Raw genomic sequence first — 20,949 nt, forward strand, 5'->3', positions numbered from 1 at the left:
GGGTCAGCGGCTCACCTCGGACACGTGGGCAGCCACGATGCGCCAACCCTCGGGCAGCCGCACCCATGTCTGGCTCTGGCGGCCCTCCAGCGCGCCGCCGGGATAGCCGAACAGCGTCGTCACCACGGCCGTCCGGTCGCCGATCGCCAGCACGTTGGTGTCCCGGAGCACCCGGCCCCGCGGCACCGACGGGTGCGCGCGGCGCCACGCCGCGATCTCCGCCCCGCCCCGCTGCCGGTCCGCGACGCCGAACCGCACGCAGCGCGGGTCGTCCCAGAACAGCTCGGTGAGAACGGCGACGTCGCCGTCGACGAGGGCGCGCTCGTACCGGTCGAACGCCGCGCGGACCTCCGCGACGACGTCCGGCCGGTCGAGCCGGACAGGGTCGGTGACGTGTTCGACCCTCACGCCGTCGCGCCGTCGACGCTGGGCTCGCGCACCCGCTCGGCCGGCACCACCTCCGCCGCCGGCTCGCTGGTGGTCGTGCGTTGCCTGGTGGCGAGCCCGAACAGCACGAGCAGCACGGCCGCGAAGGCGTAGCCGAGTGCGACTTGAGCGCCCACGTTCCAGCCCACATGTTCGGCGTGGATGAGCCCGACGAATGCGAGCACGGCACCGGCGAGGGAGTAGGCCGCCGCCGCGAAGAACCGCTTCTCGATCAGGAACGCGACGATCGCGCCGAGCACGAGCCCGGCGAGGATCGCGCCCCCGCCCAGCAGCTTCATGCCGTGGTAGACGAGCCCCGCGCCGGCCAGCGCCTCCTCGCCGAGGGCGGTCGCCGTGGTTCCGGCCGCGGCGAGCGCGTTGTCCATGAGGCCCGTGGCCCACGCCGCGATGTTCGGGATGAGCGCGATCACCACCGCGACGGCCTGGACCTTCGGCACCTCCTGGAAGGCCTGGGCGCCGATCAGGAGCCCGATGTAGAGCAGGATCGGCACGATCGCGGGCAGCGGCAACAGCGCCCCGAGCAGCGAGAACATCCCGAGGAAGCACAGCAGCGCGATCACGACGCCGGATGCGAGCGAGTACGTGGTTCGCCCGCCCGCCGCCTTCCAGCCCGGGTGCCCGATGTAGACCGCGGGCGGGAAGGGACAGCCCAGCGCCGAGCCGACCACCGCACCCGTGCCGTCGGCGATCAGGATCGCTCGCAGGTTGTACTCGTCGCCCGCCACCGCGGCGCTCTCCACGTTGGTCATGCCCTCGGTGAAGTTGTAGTGCCGAGCGGGATGGCCGTGGCGAGGAGCGGGGCCACGTTCGACAGGCCGTCCACGAGCCGCCCGATGTCGAGGGTCGGCAGCGACAGCGCGACGTCCTGCGCCGCAGTGACGACGTCGGGGGCGGACATGTACCCGCCGATCCAGCCGATCGCGGACCCCAGGAGCAGCGCCGCGAGCCCGACCGGGATGCCGCCGGGCAGCTTCAGGTCGGTGAAGAACCCGATGAGGATGATCACCATGACGGGCAGCGCGATCCACAGCGCCTCCCACATCTGCGCCGCAGGCCGCATCGAGATGAAGGCGATCGAGATGCCGGCGAGGGTGCCGAGCATCGCCGCCTGCGGGGTGTACCGGCGGATGTAGGGCCCGACGAACGCGCCGATCAGCACGATCACGCCGATGACGAACGACCACGCGAGGCCGGCCGTCCACGCCGCGATGGGGTCGTTCGTCTGCAGGTAGATCGGCAGCATGATCACGAAGACGACGATGAACATGTGCGGCACGGACGGGCCGTAGGGCATGGCGCAGACGTCGGTGCGGTTCTCGCGGCGGGCGAGCCGCCTGGCCAGATAGGTGTAGTAGACGTTGCCGATCAGCAGTTGGACGCCGAGCGCGGGCAGGATCACCCCGAAGACGTCGCCACCGGGGATGTTGACCACGCCGAGGCACAGGCCCGACAGGACCAGCACGTTGACCAGCGTATTGAAGCCGAGGCCGAAGAACGCGTTCGTGTCGCCGGCCACCCACCAGGGCAGCTTGAACGTGGTCGGTGTCATGACGCGACCTCCTGGGGGACCAGTGCGGTGATCAGGGCATCCGACGGCGCCACCCAGCCGAAGATCGCGCCCTGCGCGGCGATCATGGCCAGGCCGACCCGCTGGAACTCGGGGAAGTAGGAGCCGGTGCAGTCCGACAGCACGAGGCACTCGTAGCCGCGGTCGTTGGCCTCCCGGACGGTGGTGTGCACGCACACCTCGGTCGTGACGCCGGTGACGACGAGCCGGCTGATCCCGCGCTCGGTCAGCTCGGCCTGCAAGTTCGTGGCGTGGAACGAGCCCTTGCCCGGCTTGTCGATCACCAGCTCTCCGGGCAGCGGCGCCAGTTCGTCGACGATGTCGTGGCCGAACTCGCCGCGGACGAGGATGCGGCCCTTCGGCCCGGGGTCCCCGATCCGCAGGCTGGGTTCGCCGCGGTTCAGCTTGGCGGGCGGGCAGTCGGAGAGGTCGGGGACGTGCCCTTCGCGCGTGTGGATCACCGTCATGCCGACAGCGCGCGCGGTGTCGAGCACGTTCTTGAGCGGCGGCACGACCGACTGCAGGAGCGAGACGTCGTTGCCCAGCGTCTCGCCGAACCCGCCGGGCTCGACGAAGTCGCGTTGCATGTCGATGAGGACCAGCGCCGTCGACGCCGGGTCGAAGGCGAACGGGTACGGGTCGGCAGGGATCGTGATCACCGGCTCGTCCCCTCGAACACGGCGGTCGACGTCGCGACGGCGCCGAACACCCCGCCCTGCATGGTCACCATGTGCAGCGCGGCTTCGTGGTTGCCGGGGTCGGTGGCGCCGGTGCAGTCCGACAGGATCAGGCACTCGTAACCGCGGTCGTTCGCGTCTCGCATCGTGGTGTGCACGCAGACGTCCGTGGTGATGCCGGTCAGGATGATGTGGGTGATCCCGCGGGTGTGGAGCACCAGGTCGAGGTTCGTGGCGTAGAAGGCGCCCTTGCCCGGCTTGTCGACGATCACCTCGCCGGGAATCGGCGCGACCTCCGGCACGATCTCCCAGCCCGGTTCGCCCCGGACGAGGATGCGCCCGGCCGGACCGGGCGAACCGATCTCCGCCCCGATCTGTGCCGACCGCCAGCGCTTGTTGGCGGGCAGGTCCGACAGATCGGGCGCATGCCCCTCCCTGGTGTGGACGACGAGCATCCCGGTGGCCCGCGCGTGGGCCAGCATCGCCGCGGCCGCCGGGAGCCCGGCGCGGGTGAGGCCGATGTCGTAACCCATGCGGTCGACGTAGCCGCCGGGCCCGCAGAAGTCGACCTGCCAGTCGATGAGGAAGAGCGCAGTCCTGGCGGGGTCGACGGACCCGTCGTACGGCCAGGCGTACGGGGTCGCGGCAACCGGGCCGATGCGCGCGGTCGTGCGCACCGGGGCGGAATCGACGTCGGTGGTCATGCGGCCTCCCTGCTGATCAGTTCGTGTGCTGAGGAGATGAGGCGGGCTTCGGAGAAGGCGGGGCCGAGCAGGGTGACGCCGACCGGTCGTCCGTCCGGGGTGGCGCCGGCGGGCACGGCGACGGCGGTGAGGTCGAGGAGGTTCGCGAACTGCGTGTACCGGCCGAGGACGAGGTTGCGGGCGACCGGCTCCTCCGCGATCTCGGCGCGGGTGAACGTGGTGGGCACGGTCGGGAGCAGCAGGACGTCCGCGCTCTCCCACAGCGGGGCTATGCCGGCGCGCAGCTCCTGCAACCGGTGCCGGGCCCGGAACGCCGCCACCGCGTCGAACTCCCGGCCGCGCTCGATCACCGCGCGCGTCACGGGCAGGACGTCGGCGGGATGGGCGGCGAGGAAGTCCGCGAGCCCGGCGAGTCGCTCGGCCACCCACGGCCCCTCGTAGAGCAGGTCGCCCGCCTCGAGCAGCGGCGCGACCGGCGTTCGCACGACGGCCGCGGCCTTCCCGGCGGCTCGTTCGGCCACCTCGGCGAAGCGCGCTGCGACAGCGCTGTCCCCGCTGAAGTCGAGGGTCCCGTCCGCGGCCAGGGCGAGCCGGACCGGGCCGCGGGGCGCCGTTTCGGGTCGGGGCCTGCGCGACCACGGGTCGGCGGGGTCGGGGCCGGCCAGCACGTCCAGCACGTCGGCGGCGTCGTCGAGGTCGCTCGTGAAGACGCTGACGCAGTCGAGCGACCGGCACGCCGGGACCACTCCCGCCGTGCTCACGAGCCCCCGGGTCGGCTTGAGCCCGACGATGCCGTTCATCGCCGCGGGGACGCGGCCCGACCCGGCCGTGTCGGTGCCCAGCGCGAACGCCACGAGTCCGGCGGCAACGGCCACGGCGCTCCCGGAGCTGGACCCGCCGGAGACCAGATCGGCGCCGAACACACTTTCCGGCGCTCCGTACGGGGAGCGGGTGCCGACCAGCCCGGTGGCGAACTGGTCAAGGTTCGTCTTCCCGACGGCGATCGCGCCCGCGTCGAGCAGGCGGCGCACAGCGGTGGCGTCGGCGTCCGGTTGGTAGGCGTAGGCCGGGCAGGCCGCCGTGGTGGGGCTGCCGGCGAGGTCGATGTTGTCCTTCACCGCGAACGGCACTCCGAAGAGTGGCGGCAGCGATGTGCCCGCCCGGCGCAGCGCCTCCAGGTCGGCCGCCCGCTCGCGCAACGCCGCAGCCGGGACGCGCGAGATCCATACCGCGTCGTCGCCCCGCGCCGCGGTCCGGCGCAGGACCTCCTCGACCACGTCGTGGACGGTCAGCGTGCCGCTTCGCAGGGCGCTCCGTAGCCCCCGCACACGGAATGGGATGGGGGCGTCCCGGAGGTCTGCGAAGGAGTGCACTTCGTCGATTGTCGACCGTTTGGTGTCAGCCGAAGGTTCGTCCGGTTAAGCCCGTGTCACACCAGGCCCGGGACGGCAGGGCCGCTGGGACGATCGGGCCAGTGGTACGGGCCTAACGGTCGAACGTGCCGTTTGTGCGGCGCTGCCCGGGACCGCGGTGGCTCGGGGTGAGATAAGCGCGGGCGCCGTGCCGCTCGAGGACCGCGATCACCATCTCGGGATCGCCGCCCGCCACGGCCTCGTACAGCCTCCGGTGGCGCTCGGCGCCCTCGCGCGGGGACCGGTCGCGAGCCTCCCGGCGCAGGTTCGTGGCCATGTAGAGCTGCAGTTGCAGCAGAACGGGCTCGTAGACGCGCAGCAGGTGCGTGTGGCCCGCGAGCCCGACGACGGCCAGGTGGAACTCGCGGTGCGCCGCGGCCTGTTCGAGCGCCGCGCCCGCCTCCGCCGTCCGTTCCATGTCCTCGACCGCGGCACCGAGCCGGCCGAGGTCCGGTGGCAGGCGACCACCGAGCGCCGTGCGTACAGCGAACTCCTCCAGCACGCCGCGCAGGCTGAACAGTTCCTCGATGTCGCGCTCGGACAGCTCGGCCACCCGCACGCCGCGCCGCGGCAGGTGCTCCACTAGGCCCTGCTGCCCGAGCAGCCGTAGCGCCTCTCGCAACGGGGCCCGGCTCGTGCCGAACCGTCTCGTGAGCTGCTCCTCCACGATCCGTTCGCCGGGAGCCAGCGCGCCGCTGAGGATCTCGCTGCGCAGGCGCCGCACCGTGAGCTCGACGAGGCTCTTCGCCCCCAGACCACCGTCGGCGGCCGGCGCTGCGGTCACGGATTCTCCTCCTGGCGTGCTCGACGTCCCTGGCAAGAGTGTCAGACAGCCGACACTGCCGGGCCCGGCGACCTGACGTAGGTTCATCCGGGCACGACGGGGGGACGAACGGGTGGTCGAGATCGACGCGAGCACCCATGCCCCCACCACGGAACGGATCCCGCGCGAGATCTGGGTGCTCGTCGGCGCCGCGTTCCTCATCGCGATCGGCTACGGGCTCGTGGCGCCGACGCTGCCGGTCTTCGTCCGCTCCTTCGACGTCGGCATCACCGCTGCGTCACTCGTGATCAGCATCTTCGCGCTGTCCCGGCTGGCGTTCGCGCCGCTCAGCGGGCGGGTCGTCGGCCGGTTCGGCGAGGTCCCCGCGTTCGGCTGCGGGCTCGCCATCGTGGCGCTGACCACCGGAGCCTGTGCGTTCGCGGGCGAGTACTGGCACCTGCTGGTGCTGCGTGGGCTGGGCGGCATCGGCTCCACGATGTTCACCGTCGGTGCGCTCTCGCTGCTCATCCGCCTCGCCCCCGTCGGGCTGCGGGGACGGGCGTCGGGGATGTGGGCCACCGGCTTCCTGCTCGGCAACATCGTCGGGCCGCTGGTCGGCGGCGGGCTCACGGCGGTGAGCCTGCGGGCGCCGTTCCTCGTCTACGGCTCCGTCCTGGTGGTCGTCGCGGTCGTCGGCACGCTGCTGCTTCGCGGTGGCGCCCGCAGCCCGGAGGAGACGAGCGCCGCGGGACCGCCCGCCCGTTTCCGCGAGGCCTTGCGCCACCCCACCTACCGCGCCGCCCTCACCTCGAGCTTCGCCAACGGCTGGTCGGTCTTCGGTGTGCGTGTCGCGCTGGTGCCGCTGTTCGTCGTGGAGGCCCTGGGGCAGCCGGAGGCGTGGGGTGGGATCGCTCTCGCGGTGTTCGCCGCCGGCAACGCGGCCACGCTCGTGCTCTCGGGGCCGCTCGCCGACCGCCGCGGCCGCCGCCGACCCGTGCTCGCCGGCCTCGCGGTCTCCGGTGTCGCCACGGCCGCGCTCGGCTTCGTCACCCCGCCGCCGCTGTTCCTCCTGGTGAGCCTCGTGGCCGGCATGGGGAGCGGCCTGGTCAACCCGCCGATGAACGCCGCGGTCGCCGATGTCATCGGCTCGCGCGCCCGCGGCGGCACGGTGCTCGCCGGGTTCCAGATGGTCGCCGACCTCGGGGCGATCATCGGGCCGCTGCTGGCCGGCCTGCTCGCCGAGACCGTGGGCTTCCCGGCTGCGTTCGCCGTCACCGGCGTGGTGACGCTCGCGGCGTTCGGCTTCTGGCTGCGCGCCCCTGAGACGCTGCCCCGCTCGCCGGCCCGGACGTCGGGCGCGGCGTTGGCGGAGGAGACGCTCGCCGGGTGCGCGGTGGCCGAGAACCCGGCGCCCCGCGGCGTGCAGAGCTAGCCGGCGATGCCCACGCCGATCAGCATGCCCACCAGGTACGTCGCGCCCGCTGCCAGCGCGCCGAACCCGAGCTGGCGCAGGCCGCTGAACAGCCAACCGCGGGTGGTGAACCGCGATGTGAGGGCGCCGACGACGAACAGTCCCACCGCTCCCACGAGCAGCGCGGCCAGCAGGGAGGAGTAGCCGAGCAGGAACGGGACGAGCGGGATCACACCGCCGATCGCGAAGCAGAAGAACGACGAGATAGCCGCCACCCACGGTGACGGCTGGTCGTCGACATCGACCCCGAGCTCCTGGGCCGCGTGCACCTTCACCGCGAGCTCCGGGTTGGCGTGTACCTCGCTGGCCATCGCCTCAGCGGTCGCCCGGCTCAGCCCCATCTCCTGGTACGTCGCCGCCAGCTCGGCCTGCTCGGCGTGCGGGTGCCTGCGGATCTCGTCGCGCTCGACGGCCACCTCGCTGGCGACGGCGGCGTTCTGCGTGTCGACGGAGGCGAACTCGCCGAGCGCCATCGAGAACGCCCCGGCGACCAGCCCGGCCATGCCGGTCAGGATGATCACCTGTCTGCCCCCGCCGCCGCCCCCGACGCCCGCGACGAGCGCGATGTTGGTGACGAGCCCGTCCATCGCCCCGAACACCGCGGCCCGCAACCACCCTCCGGAGACGTCCGCGTGGTGGTGGTCGTTCGCGTGCTCGGCGAACTCAGCCGGGCCGGGGGGCTGGGTCATACGGAGAGCCTAGGCCGCGGTGCTCTGGCGGGCTCGTCCCCGAGTCGGGGGGCAACCGCGCCCGTGGTGCCCGTCACGAACGTCTGACCTGCGACGGCGCTAGGCTGATCGTGTGAACAGCAGCCGCGCACTCGACATCGTCGGGACGTTGGCGAGGGTCGGCCTCGCGGCCGTGTGGCTGGTTTCCGGCACGATCAAGGCGGCCGACCCCGACCAGACCTACGTGGCCGTCCGTGCCTACGACGTGCTCCCGCCAACGGGTATCGAGGTGGTGGCCGCGCTTCTGCCATGGGTCGAGCTCGCGCTGGGCGTGCTGCTGCTCATCGGCGTGGGCGTTCGCTTCGTGGCTGGGCTCTCGGCCGCGCTGCTGCTCGTGTTCGTCGCCGGCGTGTCGCAGGCGTGGGCGCGCGGGCTGCTGATCGACTGCGGCTGCTTCGGCGGGGGCGGTGCCGTCGCCCCCGGCGAGACGACGTACGTGCAGGAACTGCTCAGGGACGCGGGCTTCCTGCTGATGGCCGGATGGCTGATCGTCCGGCCGCGCACATTGGGGGCGCTGGACGAGCGGCTCGTGAATACGGGAAGGATCTGAGATGGGCGGAGCGGCGCGCGGCAAGAAGAGGCGCAATCAGGAGGCGGCGCAGCGCAGGCTCGCCGCCGCCGGCATCCGCGTCCCGCGCAGGAACAACCGGCGGCCGCTGATCATCGTCGCGGCCGTGCTGGTGGTCGCGGTGATCGTCGGAGGTGTGGTCCTGCTCACCCAGCGCGGCAGCTCCAGCACCGTCACGCCCACCTACACGGCCACGGCATCCGGCGCGGTTGTGACGGCAGGCAACGGGCCAGTGGTCGTCGACATGTACGAGGACTACCTCTGCCCCATCTGCGAGCGGTTCGAGCAGGCCTACAGCACCGAGATCACCCAGGCGCTGAACGCCGGTCAGATCACCGTGCGCTACCACAGCATCGCGATCCTCGACTCGCGAAGCAACCCGCCTGGTTACTCGACGCGCGCGGCGAACGCCGCCCTGTGCTCCGTGCCTTCCGGGATCTTCCCCGCCTACCACGCGGCGCTCTACGCGCAGCAGCCCGCCGAGGGCAGCGCCGGGCTCAGTAACGACCAGCTCATCGCGATCGGGACCCAGCTCGGCGCCAAGGGCGACTTCGCCTCCTGCGTGACCAGTGGGGCCAACGCCCCAGCGGTGACCGCCGAGACCGCGGCCGCCGAGTCGAACCCGGCCCTGCAGACCGACGGGAGCTTCGGCACCCCGACCGTCGCGATCAACGGTGCGAAGGTCGACATCAGCAACCCCAACTGGCTGCAGGACGCGATCTCGGCGGGCCGCTGACCCTACGCGCGCGACGGGTGGTCCCACGTGATCGTGGGGCGCGTCCCGCCGAGGTGCCTGCCGAACCAGTCGAGGATGATCTCGGCCCGCTGCACCCGGTGGCGCGGTGAGCCGCTGCGCGACAGCTCGTGGCCCTCGCGCGGGAAGCGCCAGTACTCCACGGGTTTGCCAAGCAGCCGCAGCGCGACGAAGAGTTGGTCGGCCTGCTCGATCGGGCAGCGCAGGTCGTCCTCCGAGTGCAGGATCAGCACCGGCGTCTCTATGTCGCGCGCGTAGGTGATCGGGGACATCCGCAGATAGGCGTCCGGCGCGTCCAGATGCGTCGCGCCGAACTCGAAGCGGAAGAGGCCGGCCGCGTCGGACGCCGTCTCCAGCGTCAGAAGGTTGTTGACCGCCCGCTCGCTGCACGCTGCCGCGAACCGATTGGTGTGGCCGATGAGCCAGCTCGTCATGTATCCGCCGTACGAGCCGCCGAGCACCCCGACGCGGTCGCGGTCGAGCAGCGGCTCACGCTCCAGCGCGGCGTCCAGGACGGCGAGCACGTCGTCGGCGTCGATCCCACCCCAACCGGTGCCCGGCACCGTCGACGCCTCCGGCGGGCGGATCGAGCGGACCCAGGCCTCGGAACCGCCCGTGGAGCCATGCGGGTTGCAGTAGACGACGGCGTATCCGGCGCCTGCCCACATCTGGAACTCGTCGAACCACAGGTTCGGGTACTGCGTCATCGGACCGCCGTGAATGGACAGCAGCACGGGTACGCGCTCGCCCTCCGGCACACCCGCCGGACGCATCAGCCAGGCGTCGACCTCCCCGTCACCCGCGGGGGACGGCACCGTGAAGTGCTCGGGTGCCGCCGTCGGCACGGCGGTGTGGAACGCGGCGCCGAGCGACGTCAGCTGGCGCTCGGTCCCGTCGCCGTCGAGGACGAACAGCTCCGGGAGCTCTGTGGGCGTGCCGGCGACGAACGCGAGCGTGCCGCCCGCGAGGTCGATGCCGGTGACGGTGCGCATGCCGCCGATCAGCCGCTCGGGGCCACCGGAGCCGTCGGCCGGCACGCGGTACACGTGCACGTCGCCGTGGTCCTCGATCGAGAACAGCAGCTGCTCGCCGTCCCAGATCGGCGGCCGGCCCTCCGCGGAGGGAGCACATTGCCGGTCGAGCACGGCCGTGACGACCCGCTGCTGCCCGCCCGCGACGTCGGTGACGACGACCTGTGAGTGCGACGGGATGACCTGGGGGTCCTCGGCGAGCGAGGCCACCCACTTGCCGTCGGGGCCGAACGCCGGGTGGCGGTGCGACAGCGTCCGGTCGGTGAGCGGGCGCGGCTCCCGGTCCGCGCCGGGCACGACGGTGACGAGGTGGATGTCGTCGACCGGGTCGAGGTCGGAGTCCTTGCTGCGTGTGGTGGCGACCGCGAGCGTCGTGCCGTCGGGTGACCAGGTGGGGTTCCCGTGCTCGTACGGCCCGCCCGCCACGACCTCCGGCGCGGTGGAGCCGTCGCTGGGCACCACGAACACACTCTGCGGCCGGTCGACGATGAACCCCTCGCCGTCCACCCGGGAGAAGAGCCGGTCGATCCGCCGCGGCGGCCGGGACTGCTCGTCGTGACCGTCGGCGTAGCGGCCGGTGCGCTCCCGTGACGCGAACGCGATGCGGCTGCCGTCGGGCGACCAGACGGGCTGTCCGATCTTCTCCGGGCGCGTGCACAGCGTGAGCGTCTCGCCGGGCATGCCGACCGGGATGACGTGCAGGGAGTTGGCGCCGTCGTCCGAGCCGCTGCGGGTGAACGCGAGCCTGCGCCCGTCCGGCGCCCACGCCGGGTTCCCGTCGCCGTGCTTACCGGCCGTGAGCTGGTACGGCGGCGTGGAGCCGTCGGCGGCGGCGAGCCACACCGAGCTCCGGTACTGGTTGCCTTCCAGGTCGACCCGGGTCACCACGAAGGCGACTGTGCGCCCATCGGGAGAGACCTTGGGGTCGGCGACGGCCACGAGACGTCCGATGTCAGCAGGCTGCACCGCCCGACCGTAGATCAGCAACGGGGCCGAGGGCGACCCCGTTGGTGGGCGGCGGCGCGGGTCGTGTAACTTCGTTCGGGCAAGGGGCTGTGGCGCAGCTGGTAGCGCACTTGACTGGCAGTCAAGGGGTCAGGGGTTCGAATCCCCTCAGCTCCACCCACTCTGACCAGCGGAAACTGTCTGGTTAGTCGATCTCCACCACTTGCCATAGGTACAGATGTGGTGCGAGTCGCTCTATTCTTGCCCCATGGCCCGCACACGGCGCGACGACGAGGCCGTGAGCGTGGCCAGATCGAGGAGCTGCCGAGCGGTTCCCTCCGGGTGACGGTGTACGCCGGCGTGGACCCGCTGACCAAGCGGCGGCACTACCTCCGCGAGGTCATCGCCGCCGGGCCGACCGCCCACGCCGACGCGGAAAAGGCGCTGCGGCGGCTGGTCGTGCAGGTCGACGAGCAGCGGAGCCCCCGAACCGCAGCGACCGTAGAGCAGCTGCTCGACCGCCATTTCGAGCTGCTCGAAGTGGAGCCAAGCACGCTGGCGACCTATCGCAGCCTCACCACATCGCGCATCCTTCCACTGATCGGCAAGCAGAAGATGGGCGCCCTCCGCGCCGCCGTGTTCGACTCGTTCTACGCCGAGCTGCGCCGGTGCCGGGCACACTGCGACCGTCGGCCCTACACCGAGCACCGGACGGACCTGGCACACGAGTGCGACCATCGTTGCCGCCCCCACGCCTGTCGTCCATTGTCGAAGTCGACGGTCCGGCAGATCCACGTCATTCTCAGCGGAGCCTTGAAGCGCGCCGTGCGTTGGCGCTGGCTATCGACGAACCCGATTGAGCACGCGGAGCCGCCCGCGCAGCCCGCCGCGAACCCGCAGCCACCGACAGCCGAGGAAGCCGCGCGAATTCTCAATGAGTCGTGGTCTGACCCGGATTGGGCCGTGCTCGTGTGGCTGACGATGGTGACTGGCTTCCGGCGCGGCGAGCTTTGCGGGTGACGCGCGCCGTGCCACGGGATGTGCCGCGAAGCCGATTGCGCAGGAGTGGTCAGAAGCAGCTGTAGCGTTCGTGCTGATGACTGTTGTTGCAGGTAGAGGCCCTGTTGTACAGAGAATGACTATCTTGTAAGCGGTAGCTCGTCGGTTCGATCCCGACCTCCGGCTCCAGTTTCGACCAGCGTTCTCGCCCAGTCGACATGGACGGGCCGAGCAAGGTGGCATCGTCAACGAGGCGTGGCGCGAGCCGGACCGGGGGCTCGCGATGACGACCGGAGCCCGGCGGGGGGCTCTGCACGGTCCGCTCGTCATCGGTGAGCCTCGAGGAGGGCCGGAAGACGATCGGTTGCTCGTGCGATCCGCAAGGATGATCGCGTTCGGGTCATCTCCGCCGTCGCCACTCCCCACTCAGCCTGCCGACCTGTCGGTGCTCCCCAGAGGCCGGCGCGCTTCACGATGTAGCCCCCTGGCATCGCAGGGCGGGTCGACTGGTTAGACGGGCTGCAGCGGAAGCTCAACGAGGATCGCCGTTCCGCCCCCGGGACGGCTGTTGACCTCGATCGACCCGCCCAGGGCCTGCACCCGGTCGCGCAGCCCGATCAGGCCCGACCCTCCGGCGGGGTCGGCGCCGCCGATCCCGTCGTCGCGGATCGAGAGGTGCAGGTGGGCGTCGCGTTGTTCGACGGTGACGTGGGCGTAGGAGGCGTGGGCGTGTTTGGTGGTGTTGGTGAGTGCCTCGGACACGACGTAGTAGGCCGCCACCTCGATCGGGTCCGCGTGGCGGGTTTCGGTCTGGATGTCGAGTTCCACCGGGATCGCGGCGCGGCGGGCGAGGGTGCGCAGGGCCGGGCCGAGCCCGCCCTCGGACAGGATCGCGGGGTGGATGCCGCGGGCGATCTCGCGTAGTTCCTCGATCGCCCCGGTGAGCTCGTCGGCGACCCGGCCGATTTGCCTGTGGGGCTCGGGCAGCTCGGCGGGCACGGTGGCCTGGGCCTGGCGCAGCGCGAAGCCGAGCGCGACCAGGCGCTGCTGGGTGCCGTCGTGCAGGTCGCGTTCGATCTGGCGCCGGGCGTCGTCGGCGGCGGCGACGATCCGCGCCCGGGAGGCGGTGAGCTCGGACTTGCTGTCCGCATTCGCGATCGCGGTGCCGAGGAGCTCGGTGAACTTCTCGAGGCGTTCGTCGGTGTCCAGCGGCAGCGGCTCCCGGGACTGGACGGCCATGGCGCCCCAGAGACGGCCCTCAACGACGATCGGGCTGGCCACCGCCGAGATGATGCCCATACGGCGGTGGATGTCGCCAATTGGGCTGTCGACTGTGATCAAGTGCGCGCCGCTGCGGGCAGAGCGTCCCGTGCGATACACCTCATAGGAAGCCATCCCTTCCTGGAATTTCCAGTGCACTCCGACCGGGAAGGCTGCGTTGACCTTGCTCGAGGAGCCGACGTAACTGATCCCCTCACCGTCGTCGTCGTACCTCATGACCGTTGCCGAATCCGTTCCGACCAGGCGCGCGACCTCGTTGCTGACGGCCGCGAAGATCTCGTCGGGTCGGACGCCGTGTGCCACCAGCGTCGCCACGCGCCGCAGCGCTGCCTGCTCGTTGGCGAGACGGCGCAGCTCGTCGCGGCTGTGCTCGAGCTGGGCGCGGCCCTCGGCGTTGGCGACGGCGGTGGCGACCAGCTCGGTGAACCCGGCCAGCCGGGCCTCGGTGACCGGGGGCAACGGCTCCACCTGCGTGGACACCGTGCTCATGAATCCCCACAGCCGGCCCCCGACGTTGACCGGCGCCCCGACGAGCGAGCAGGTTCCCCGCTCCCGCGCGAGGTCGGCGGCCGGGCCGGTGGCCTCGGCGTAGGCGTCGATCCGCGCCGGCCGACCGGTCTGGAACACCCGCGTGGCCACGTTGTCCCCGCCGAGGTCCCACCGGGTGCCGACCGGGAACGGCACGGCCTCGCCGGTGCTGGCCCACGTACCGACGGTGACCACCGTGCCGTCGGGGTCGTACCGGTTGAGAAGGGTGAAAGCGACCTGCAGCAGCCGCCCGGCCTCCTCGGTGACCGCGGCGAACACCTCTTCCGGGCGCGCCCCGCTCGCGACCAGGGTCGCGACCCGCCGCAGCGCCGCCTGCTCCTCGGCGGAGCTGCGCAGTTCCACCCGGGCCTGCGCGTTGGCGATCGCGGTGCCGACGAGTTCGGTGAAGCCGGCCAGCCGCTGGTCGGTGTCGGCCGGGAGGTGCTCGCGCCGCGTCCCCATGCCGATCGCGCCCCACAAACGCCCCTCGACCACGATCGGCGCCGCGACCCCCGACCGGATTCCCAGCCGGCGGAGGCTGTCGCCGTAGACGTCGCAGACCTGGCTGAAGTCGTCGAGGCGGGCCGGGCGGCCGGTGCGCAGGGCGACCGCCAAGGGCAGCGGCGGCTCGAGGTTGAAGCGGCGCCCCACGGCCAGCTCGTCGGGGGGGTCGCCGACGCGGGTGAGGATGGTGGCCGCGCCGTCGGGCTCGTGGCGGACGATGGTTGTGGAGTCGGCATCGAGGACGTGGCCGACCTCGTGCGCGACGGCCGCGAAGACCTCGCCTGGTGGTATCCCGCGGGCGACGAGGGTGGCGACGCGGCGCAGGGCGGCCTGTTCCTGGGCGAGCCGGTGGAGTTCGTCGCGGCTTTCCTCGAGTTGGGCGCGGCCCTCGGCGTTGGCGATGGCGGTGCCGATGAGTTCGGTGAAGTCCGCTATGCGCTGTTCGGTGTCGTCCGGGAAACGCTCGTGCCGGGTTCCGACGGCGATCGCGCCCCAGAGATGCCCCTGGACGACGATCGGCGCCACGACGCCCGACCGGAGTCCGAGCCGGCGGACGGCGTCGCCGTACGGGTCGGAGGCTTGGCTGAGGTCGTCGATGCGGGCCGGGTGGCCGGTGTGAAGGACCGCCGCCAGGGCCAGCGGCGGCTGCGGCTGCCAGCGGCTTCCTATCGGGAACTCGGCGGGGTAGGCGCCGACGCGGGCCGCGACGGTGGTTGCGCCGTCGGGATCGAGGCGGAGGATGTTGGTGCCGTCGGCGCCGAGGACGCTGCCGACCTCGTGCGCGACGGCCGCGAGTACCTCGGCCGGTGGCAGCCCGTGGGCGACGAGCGTGGCGACGCGGCGCAGCGCGGCCTGCTCGTCGGCGAGCCGGCGCAGTTCCTCGCGGCTCTCGGCGTTCGCGGTGGCGAGGGTTTCGGCCTCACGGCGGCGTGCGGCCAGGGCGACAACGGAGCTGGCCGCGGCGGCGACGAGGAGGAACGCGACCAGGGCCACCACGTTGTCGGGGTCGGCGACGGCGAAGTCGTACAGCGGTGGGATGAAGTAGTGATCCAGCAGCACCGCGGCCGCGACCGCGGCGGCCAGCGCCGGGACCAGCCCACCGACCAGCGCCACGACCACGACGGTGAGCAGGTAGAGCAGCGTCTGGCTGGGCAGATTCACGACGTCGCGAAGCTGGGCCAAACCCAGGGTCAGCAGGGGAAGAACGACCAGCCCGGTCAGCGCCCCGGCCAGCCGGCGCCGCGGGGACAGCCCCGCCCACAGTGCGGGCAGCCGTCGTCGGGTCGCGGCGGGCTTCGTGGATGACGATGTCTGCACGTCAAGGTCGCCCTTCCCGTCCGGGTGCCGGTAGCGCCAACGCCCGGTCCCCGTCGACGACCGGGCCAGCTGCGACGGCCAGCGCCCAGGACGAGCCGGGTGGCGTGCTCGGCCCGGGCGAAGCCCAGGCAGCGCGGTCGGAATGTGTCGCCGACCACAGCATGGTAGGACCCCCCGGGGCCGGGCGGTGGCGCCTGCGAGCTTCGCTTTCGCCCCGTCAGCCTGGGCTCGGGTGCGGCCGCCAATGGCGAAGTCCCACCGGACGGGTGATCACACCGACAGCCACTGCTCTTGCAGCCCGACGGCGCAGAGGTTGTGTCCACCGACCCGGACCGCTCCTCGGATCCCGCTCTCCGGCCCGCGGTCCAGCGAGGAGGGGCGGCCCAGCCTGTCTCCACCACCAAACGGGGCCGCGAGTCTGGATCGGTGGAGTGTGGTGCCCTGTCGGTGCCGGGTGCCATCCTCTACCTCACTGCTGTGATCTTGAACGGGAATGAGGGGTCTCGTGCAGGAAGCCGCGGCTCACCGTGAACCGGTCGAGATCATTACCTGCGATGACGCCGGGGCGTGCCCGGTGCTGATCGTGGATGGCATTGAGGTGGCGGTGTCGGCCGGGCAAGACCCTGGGGTGGTGGGATCGCGGTGGTTGCGGCGGAGGCCCGGCGGTGCGGGCACCCGGTACCGGTGGTCTTGATCGGGACCGCGGGAGCTTCCGCTGGCGGCTGCTTGTTCATCCCGACGGCAGCACCACCGACGACACGTCAACTCCGCCACCGCCGGTGCGCCGACCCGGCCCCCGGCCGCGACTGCGCGGGGGGCTCGTCGTCGCGGGTGTCGCCGTGCTTCTGCTGGGCGGCGGCGCGGCGCTGGTGGTGGCCAACACCCCCACCGGGTCGCCCGAGGAACTGGTGGCGTCCGGTCCGCCGAGCCTCGCGCCGGCATCACCGTCCGGGTCGCCCGAGATGCTCAGCCCTCCGCCAGTGCCGCCGACGCCGGATCTGACGAGTGTGTCGGCGATCCCACAGCCACGGTCCGCCCCTCACGCTGCCGGCCCGGTGGTGCCCGGGTCGGCGGGTGCGCGGGCCAGCGGAGGCGCCCGTGTCGAGACGCATTCCGTGACACCACCGGCTCCGGTACCGCCGGCGCTCGAGACAGCTGGGGCGTCGGCCCCCGCGGCCCCGTCCGGACACACGGTCGTCGTCCGCGACAGCACGGGCCAGTGCCTGACCGCCAGCGGCGACGGGAGCGCGGTGTGGACCGCGGCCTGCGACCAGTCGCTGGGACAGACCTGGACCTATACCGCGGGGGAGCTGCGCCGGGGTTCACGGTGTCTCATCGTCAGCTCCGGGGTCGGTATCACCGACTGCGCCGGGACCTCGGCAAGCGCTCGAACCTGGCGCCCGTCATCTGGTGCCACCGTTCACCCGGGTACCGGCCTGTGCCTGGAGCGGACCGGCACCGCCGCCGTGCGGGCCGCGCAGTGCGGCACCGGCCGCGCCATGATCATGATCTGATCTGAGCTGCCGCGGAAGCGCCCTCGGCCCGCTCCGCATCCGCGAGCGCTACGCGCTCTCCGGCGGCCCTGAGGGGCCGGACGCCGCTCCAGATCGCGTCTTCGCGTCTACGGGGGACGATTCGCGCACCGATCCGGTACCGCATGGCCGAGGAGATCTACCTGAGCGAGGCCAACCCCACCTCCCTCGCCGACGTGATCGTCGACAACACCGAGTTCGGCGCACCCCGCATCGTCACGCGGGCGCCGCCCCGCACCGCCTCCTCATCACAGCGGTAGGTGAGCGACAGTTCGATGACCGGGAGGTGAGCGGTCAGCGTCGGTGGCCGGTTGCGCGGTCGACGGCGTGGGCTACGCGCAGGGCATGTTGGGCGATGTCGTCGGGCAGCCAGAGGTAGTCGCGGCCGCAGGCTTCGAGCAGGGCGGCGAGGCTGGCGGATACGTCGCCGCGGAATGCGTCGATCTGTGCGTCGTGGTGGGCGACCTGGCGCAGGATGTCTGCGGTGTCGGTGATCGCCGCGATGTCGGTGAGGCCCCGGCGACCATCCTGGACGGTCTTGGGCAATGGGGACGAGGTCATGGCGGGCTCCCGGCAGCTTGGGGTGTGATGCCGCCTGCCGGGACCTTCCCCGCCCCGGCGGCCGCCCCGCGACGCTAGCGAGTATCGAACGTTTGTTCTAGTGGTGTCGCTCGGAGGTGTAGGCCACACCGAGGGCCTTCTCGTTGGCTGAGTGATCGTTCGACAGTGACGGTTGCACTGCGCGGGGCCTCGCTTGGCCGAGCCCGTCGCAGCTGTGACGCTGAGGTGCAGGCGCTTGGTGGGCCGAGTAGTTGGCCGCTGTCCTGAGCTCCGGCCCGCGTGCGGCAAGGCAGGTCCGGCTACCCGGCCCTTCCCGCCAAGGCCTGCACGGCGTCCCACATCGAGTAACTCGGACTTCACCGCCAGCACCCAAGCCCCCTGCAACCGAACCGCTCGCCAAAATGGCCTGATGCGCATCACCTGAGACCGTGTCGCCGATGCCGCCTACTTCTACCTGAGGCGTGACGAGCGGGCAGACCCGGTGCTACGCCGCGCCCCCGCACTCGAGATCATCGGCGAGGCCCCGCCCTCGCCCTCGCTCGTGGAGTTGATGCGACCCGATGCCCGGTTCCACCGGCGGTCGGTGCTGGCCGGACGCGGTTGCCCTGATCGCGGTGATGGTACTGGTGGCTGGCGCAGTCTGACTGATCCTGGTGTGGGTCAGGGCCGAGAACGGCGCCGCGGATGCTGATCCACAGGCTTCGGTGTATGGCGGGGTGATCCTGACCAGCCGTCGTGGCGAGTACCGCAGCGCGGTCGCCGACGCGGCCGACGTGCTCTGCGGCTGCAGTGATCGGTCCACTGGCCCTGTCCGGCCGCGAGGCGGCCGCATTCTTGCGCACGCACCGCCCTCAAACCCAGATGCGGCGTGGGACGCCGTGCTGGACGCCATGGAGGAGGGCCGCGCGCCGCACCTGACGGCGGTCACGGCCAACCCGTTGGGGCTGTGGCTGGTCTGCAGCACCGTCTACATCGACGACCGCCGTCCACCCGCCCTCGCACAAGGTTGCTGACACGCCTGTCACAGGTGTCGGGGGAAGTCGCCGGGAGGTGGCGGCCTACCGGGTGTCGGGCCGGGCTGGCTGGCGGTCGGCGCGTCTGCGTGCGCGGAATGCGGCGACGCTCTGGCGATGTGCGCAGGTCTGGGAGCAGTAGACCTTGGACGTGTTCTTGGATAGGTCGAGGTAGACGGCGCGGCAGGAGTCTGCGGTGCACGTGCCCAGCCTGCGTCCGCCGTACTCGCTCAGCATCGCCGCCATGCCAGTCAGTGTCGTGGCGGCCAGCCAGCTCGCGCAGTCCAGCCGGGTGGAGGTGAAGTACCGGTAGGGCCACCCGTCCCGGTGGCTCATCCGTGGCATCGCACCGCTCGCGATCAGGCCGGCGTCGAGGGCGGCGACGGCACGTGCCGGTTCGGTGGCGGCGAACTCGAAGATCACCCGCAGCGTGTCCCGCAGCTCCCTCGTCTCGCGCACCTGTGCTGCGTTCACGTGCCATCGCGCCGCGGGCTCGTCGGCGGCGGAGACGGCTTCGTCGTGAGCTCGTAGGAAGTCCCGCAGGTCCTCCTCGCGTTCCAGTCTGTCCCCGCCCGTCATGGGAAGGAGCGTGTTCGCGAGATCGACGGCAATGTTCAGCGACAGCGAGGTGTAGTCGTCAAACAGCGTTTGACTTGTCACGCAGCCCTCCTCTAGCCTGTGATAGGCAAAGCTCATGTAGCCTACTACACCCCAAGGAGGTCGGCGTATGTCGTGCAGCGCGTCGGAACCGTCACCTGTCATGACCGACCTGCGTGCCGGCTCTGGTCCATCGGGGCGCAAGGCGGGATTCCTCTTCGGGTGCCAGGTGCTTCCGCAGTTCGTCGCGATGGGAGCTCCTTCGATCGCGTTGCCCGCGGTGGGCAGATCGCTCGGACTGCCGTTCGGAGCGACGGCCTGGGTCCTCGCCGGATGGGCGCTGACCTCGGCGCTCGCGATGCCGCTGACCGGCAGGCTGGTGCCGAGGTGGGGCACGCGCCGAGTTCTGGTGTTGATGACGGTGACGATGGCCGGTGGGTCGCTCGTCGCGGCGTTCGCGCCGTCGTTGCTGATCCTGGTCGCGGGCCGGCTGATCGGCGGCTTCGGTGCAGGCGGCACGATGATCGCGGCCTACAGCGCACTCACCGGGCTTCTCGTGAGCAAAGAGCGGGACCGTGCGCTGGGCACTGTGGCCGCCTTCGGCGGAATGGCCTCGGCCTGCGGCACGCTGGTCGGTGGTGTCCTGACAGCGTGGCTCGGGTGGCGCGCGGCGATGGCAGTGCCGGCGGTGGGTTTGCCGCTGCTCGTGTTCACCGCCCGGCTCGCCCCCGTGGGGCAACGGGACACGCCGCGGCAGAAGCTGGACTGGGGCGGCGCCGTGGCCCTTGCGGTGCTCGGCGGAGCATTCGTCACTTTGCTGCAAGCCCGATCCACCGGGCTGTCCCAGCCGGTGATCCTCGCTCTCGTCGTAGCCGCCGTGCTGTCCGCCGCGATCCTTGTGCGACGGATACGTCGCAGGCCGGACGGGTTCGTCCCTCGCCGGGTGGTCGGCGCGCCGGGTTTCCTGACCAGCGCTGTCGCGGGCCTGGCGATCTTCGGTGGTTATTACGCGCTGTTGTTCGCGGCACCGTCCTTGATCGAAGGAAACACCGGGTGGGGAAGTCTTGGGGTGGGTGCCGTCCTGCTTCCGCCGGCGTTGTGCTCCTTGGTCGCCGCACGGCTGATCCGCCCGTTGACGTCACGGTTGCGCACCTGGCAGATCACTGCGGTGCTCGGCGTGCTGTCGATGACGGGCATGCTGCTGGGGGCGCTCGGCAAACCGGTTTTCGTCGTGGTGGCCCTGGCACTGGCGGTCTGTGGATTCACCGGCGCCCAAGCCGTCCTGTTCGGCCTGGTACCGAGGCTGGTGGCCGACGAGGACAGTGACACCGCGCAGGGCCTGTTCTCTTTCCTGGTCTACGGGGGCAGTTCGATCGGCACCGCAGTTGTCGGCGGCCTGGCTTCGGCCCTGTCGTTGTCCGCCGCGTTGGCCGTGGTCGCCATCCTGCCCGCAGCTGGTGTGGCCGTGAGTGTTCTCGGCCGCCCAGGGGAGAAAACGGTCCGTCAGGCGGAGGCTCGGTCCCCGACCGCCTGAGAACTCAGACCACTCT

20 protein-coding genes and 1 tRNA gene are annotated in these 20,949 nt (G+C 71.6%); 9 read left to right on the plus strand and 12 right to left on the minus strand.

Features of this window, described 5'->3' with window-relative positions; genetic code table 11:
- Positions 1–3: 3 nt before the first annotated feature.
- From hpxZ to ABD143_RS32540, 7 genes are all read right to left on the minus strand, one after another.
- Positions 4–408: an oxalurate catabolism protein HpxZ gene (hpxZ, locus tag ABD143_RS32510; protein WP_343985589.1), complete on the minus strand. Its 405-nt coding sequence runs from the start codon at positions 406–408 to the stop codon at positions 4–6.
- On the minus strand, positions 405–1,196 hold the full coding sequence (locus ABD143_RS32515; RefSeq protein WP_343985591.1) for a hypothetical protein: 792 nt from the start codon (positions 1,194–1,196) through the stop codon (positions 405–407). The genes hpxZ and ABD143_RS32515 overlap by 4 nt, the downstream gene beginning before the upstream one ends.
- Positions 1,193–1,996: a hypothetical protein gene (locus tag ABD143_RS32520; RefSeq protein ID WP_343985593.1), complete on the minus strand. Its 804-nt coding sequence runs from the start codon at positions 1,994–1,996 to the stop codon at positions 1,193–1,195. Before ABD143_RS32520 ends, ABD143_RS32515 begins: the two co-directional genes overlap by 4 nt.
- A complete protein-coding gene (locus ABD143_RS32525) occupies positions 1,993–2,673 on the minus strand; it encodes a cysteine hydrolase family protein (protein WP_343985595.1) in 681 nt (226 codons plus the stop codon). Before ABD143_RS32525 ends, ABD143_RS32520 begins: the two co-directional genes overlap by 4 nt.
- On the minus strand, positions 2,670–3,395 hold the full coding sequence (biuH, locus tag ABD143_RS32530; protein WP_343985597.1) for a biuret amidohydrolase: 726 nt from the start codon (positions 3,393–3,395) through the stop codon (positions 2,670–2,672). The genes ABD143_RS32525 and biuH overlap by 4 nt, the downstream gene beginning before the upstream one ends.
- Positions 3,392–4,768, minus strand: coding sequence for an allophanate hydrolase (gene atzF, locus ABD143_RS32535; protein WP_343985599.1), 1,377 nt, complete (start codon positions 4,766–4,768; stop codon positions 3,392–3,394). Before atzF ends, biuH begins: the two co-directional genes overlap by 4 nt.
- Before the next feature lie 112 nt (positions 4,769–4,880).
- Positions 4,881–5,591, minus strand: coding sequence for a GntR family transcriptional regulator (locus ABD143_RS32540; protein WP_343985601.1), 711 nt, complete (start codon positions 5,589–5,591; stop codon positions 4,881–4,883).
- A 112-nt stretch (positions 5,592–5,703) separates the two neighbouring features.
- On the opposite strand from ABD143_RS32540, the gene ABD143_RS32545 reads away from it, so the two are divergent.
- The gene (locus ABD143_RS32545; RefSeq protein WP_343985603.1) at positions 5,704–7,002 is read left to right on the plus strand and encodes an MFS transporter; all 1,299 of its coding nucleotides are present in this window, start codon (positions 5,704–5,706) and stop codon (positions 7,000–7,002) included.
- On the opposite strand, the gene ABD143_RS32550 is transcribed toward ABD143_RS32545, so the two are convergent.
- On the minus strand, positions 6,999–7,730 hold the full coding sequence (locus ABD143_RS32550) for a VIT1/CCC1 transporter family protein (RefSeq protein ID WP_343985606.1): 732 nt from the start codon (positions 7,728–7,730) through the stop codon (positions 6,999–7,001). The two genes, ABD143_RS32545 and ABD143_RS32550, sit on opposite strands and share 4 nt — an antisense overlap.
- A 112-nt stretch (positions 7,731–7,842) precedes the next feature.
- Between ABD143_RS32550 and ABD143_RS32555 the strand changes: the two genes are divergently transcribed.
- Entirely contained in the window at positions 7,843–8,319 is a 477-nt protein-coding gene (locus ABD143_RS32555) for a MauE/DoxX family redox-associated membrane protein (RefSeq protein WP_343985609.1), read from the plus strand.
- A gap of 1 nt (position 8,320) precedes the next feature.
- Positions 8,321–9,073, plus strand: a complete 753-nt coding sequence (locus tag ABD143_RS32560; RefSeq protein ID WP_343985612.1) for a DsbA family protein — start codon at positions 8,321–8,323, stop codon at positions 9,071–9,073.
- Positions 9,074–9,075: 2 nt separating this feature from the next.
- Here ABD143_RS32560 and ABD143_RS32565 read toward each other — a convergent pair whose 3' ends face one another.
- Positions 9,076–11,088: a S9 family peptidase gene (locus tag ABD143_RS32565; RefSeq protein WP_343985615.1), complete on the minus strand. Its 2,013-nt coding sequence runs from the start codon at positions 11,086–11,088 to the stop codon at positions 9,076–9,078.
- 83 nt (positions 11,089–11,171) lie between these two features.
- Here ABD143_RS32565 and ABD143_RS32570 point away from each other — a divergent pair.
- Positions 11,172–11,244 (plus strand) — tRNA-Ala (locus ABD143_RS32570).
- 165 nt (positions 11,245–11,409) lie between these two features.
- Positions 11,410–12,087, plus strand: coding sequence for a site-specific integrase (locus ABD143_RS32575; RefSeq protein ID WP_343985618.1), 678 nt, complete (start codon positions 11,410–11,412; stop codon positions 12,085–12,087).
- 489 nt (positions 12,088–12,576) lie between these two features.
- Here ABD143_RS32575 and ABD143_RS32580 read toward each other — a convergent pair whose 3' ends face one another.
- Positions 12,577–15,696, minus strand: a complete 3,120-nt coding sequence (locus tag ABD143_RS32580) for a GAF domain-containing protein (protein ID WP_343985621.1) — start codon at positions 15,694–15,696, stop codon at positions 12,577–12,579.
- 665 nt (positions 15,697–16,361) lie between these two features.
- Here ABD143_RS32580 and ABD143_RS32585 point away from each other — a divergent pair.
- Both ABD143_RS32585 and ABD143_RS32590 read left to right on the plus strand, forming a co-directional pair.
- Complete coding sequence (locus tag ABD143_RS32585; protein ID WP_343985624.1) at positions 16,362–17,210, plus strand: RICIN domain-containing protein; 849 nt, start codon at positions 16,362–16,364, stop codon at positions 17,208–17,210.
- Between the two features lie 143 nt (positions 17,211–17,353).
- A complete protein-coding gene (locus tag ABD143_RS32590; RefSeq protein ID WP_343985627.1) occupies positions 17,354–17,488 on the plus strand; it encodes a hypothetical protein in 135 nt (44 codons plus the stop codon).
- A 34-nt stretch (positions 17,489–17,522) separates the two neighbouring features.
- Here ABD143_RS32590 and ABD143_RS32595 read toward each other — a convergent pair whose 3' ends face one another.
- Entirely contained in the window at positions 17,523–17,789 is a 267-nt protein-coding gene (locus ABD143_RS32595; protein WP_343985630.1) for a hypothetical protein, read from the minus strand.
- Positions 17,790–18,667: 878 nt separating this feature from the next.
- On the opposite strand from ABD143_RS32595, the gene ABD143_RS32600 reads away from it, so the two are divergent.
- Positions 18,668–18,802 (plus strand): hypothetical protein, encoded by a 135-nt coding sequence (locus ABD143_RS32600; RefSeq protein WP_343985633.1) that lies wholly within the window; start codon positions 18,668–18,670, stop codon positions 18,800–18,802.
- 45 nt (positions 18,803–18,847) lie between these two features.
- Here the strand turns inward: ABD143_RS32600 and ABD143_RS32605 are convergent, their stop codons facing one another.
- Positions 18,848–19,462: a CGNR zinc finger domain-containing protein gene (locus ABD143_RS32605; protein ID WP_343985636.1), complete on the minus strand. Its 615-nt coding sequence runs from the start codon at positions 19,460–19,462 to the stop codon at positions 18,848–18,850.
- A gap of 187 nt (positions 19,463–19,649) precedes the next feature.
- Between ABD143_RS32605 and ABD143_RS32610 the strand changes: the two genes are divergently transcribed.
- Entirely contained in the window at positions 19,650–20,933 is a 1,284-nt protein-coding gene (locus ABD143_RS32610) for an MFS transporter (RefSeq protein ID WP_343985885.1), read from the plus strand.
- Positions 20,934–20,949: the final 16 nt, after the last annotated feature.

The sequence above is a fragment of the Pseudonocardia aurantiaca genome, assembly GCF_039526725.1.
GTDB classification, from domain to species: domain Bacteria; phylum Actinomycetota; class Actinomycetes; order Mycobacteriales; family Pseudonocardiaceae; genus Pseudonocardia; species Pseudonocardia aurantiaca.

Coding starts and splice junctions, on each gene's coding strand:
- ABD143_RS32610 (WP_343985885.1), top strand. CDS start 19,650: ATGGGAGCTCCTTCGATCGCGTTGCCCGCGGTGGGCAGATCGCTCGGA.
- ABD143_RS32590 (WP_343985627.1), top strand. CDS start 17,354: ATGGCCGAGGAGATCTACCTGAGCGAGGCCAACCCCACCTCCCTCGCC.
- ABD143_RS32515 (WP_343985591.1), bottom strand. CDS start 1,196: ATGACCAACGTGGAGAGCGCCGCGGTGGCGGGCGACGAGTACAACCTG.
- ABD143_RS32560 (WP_343985612.1), top strand. CDS start 8,321: ATGGGCGGAGCGGCGCGCGGCAAGAAGAGGCGCAATCAGGAGGCGGCG.
- ABD143_RS32550 (WP_343985606.1), bottom strand. CDS start 7,730: ATGACCCAGCCCCCCGGCCCGGCTGAGTTCGCCGAGCACGCGAACGAC.
- ABD143_RS32595 (WP_343985630.1), bottom strand. CDS start 17,789: ATGACCTCGTCCCCATTGCCCAAGACCGTCCAGGATGGTCGCCGGGGC.
- biuH (WP_343985597.1), bottom strand. CDS start 3,395: ATGACCACCGACGTCGATTCCGCCCCGGTGCGCACGACCGCGCGCATC.
- ABD143_RS32520 (WP_343985593.1), bottom strand. CDS start 1,996: ATGACACCGACCACGTTCAAGCTGCCCTGGTGGGTGGCCGGCGACACG.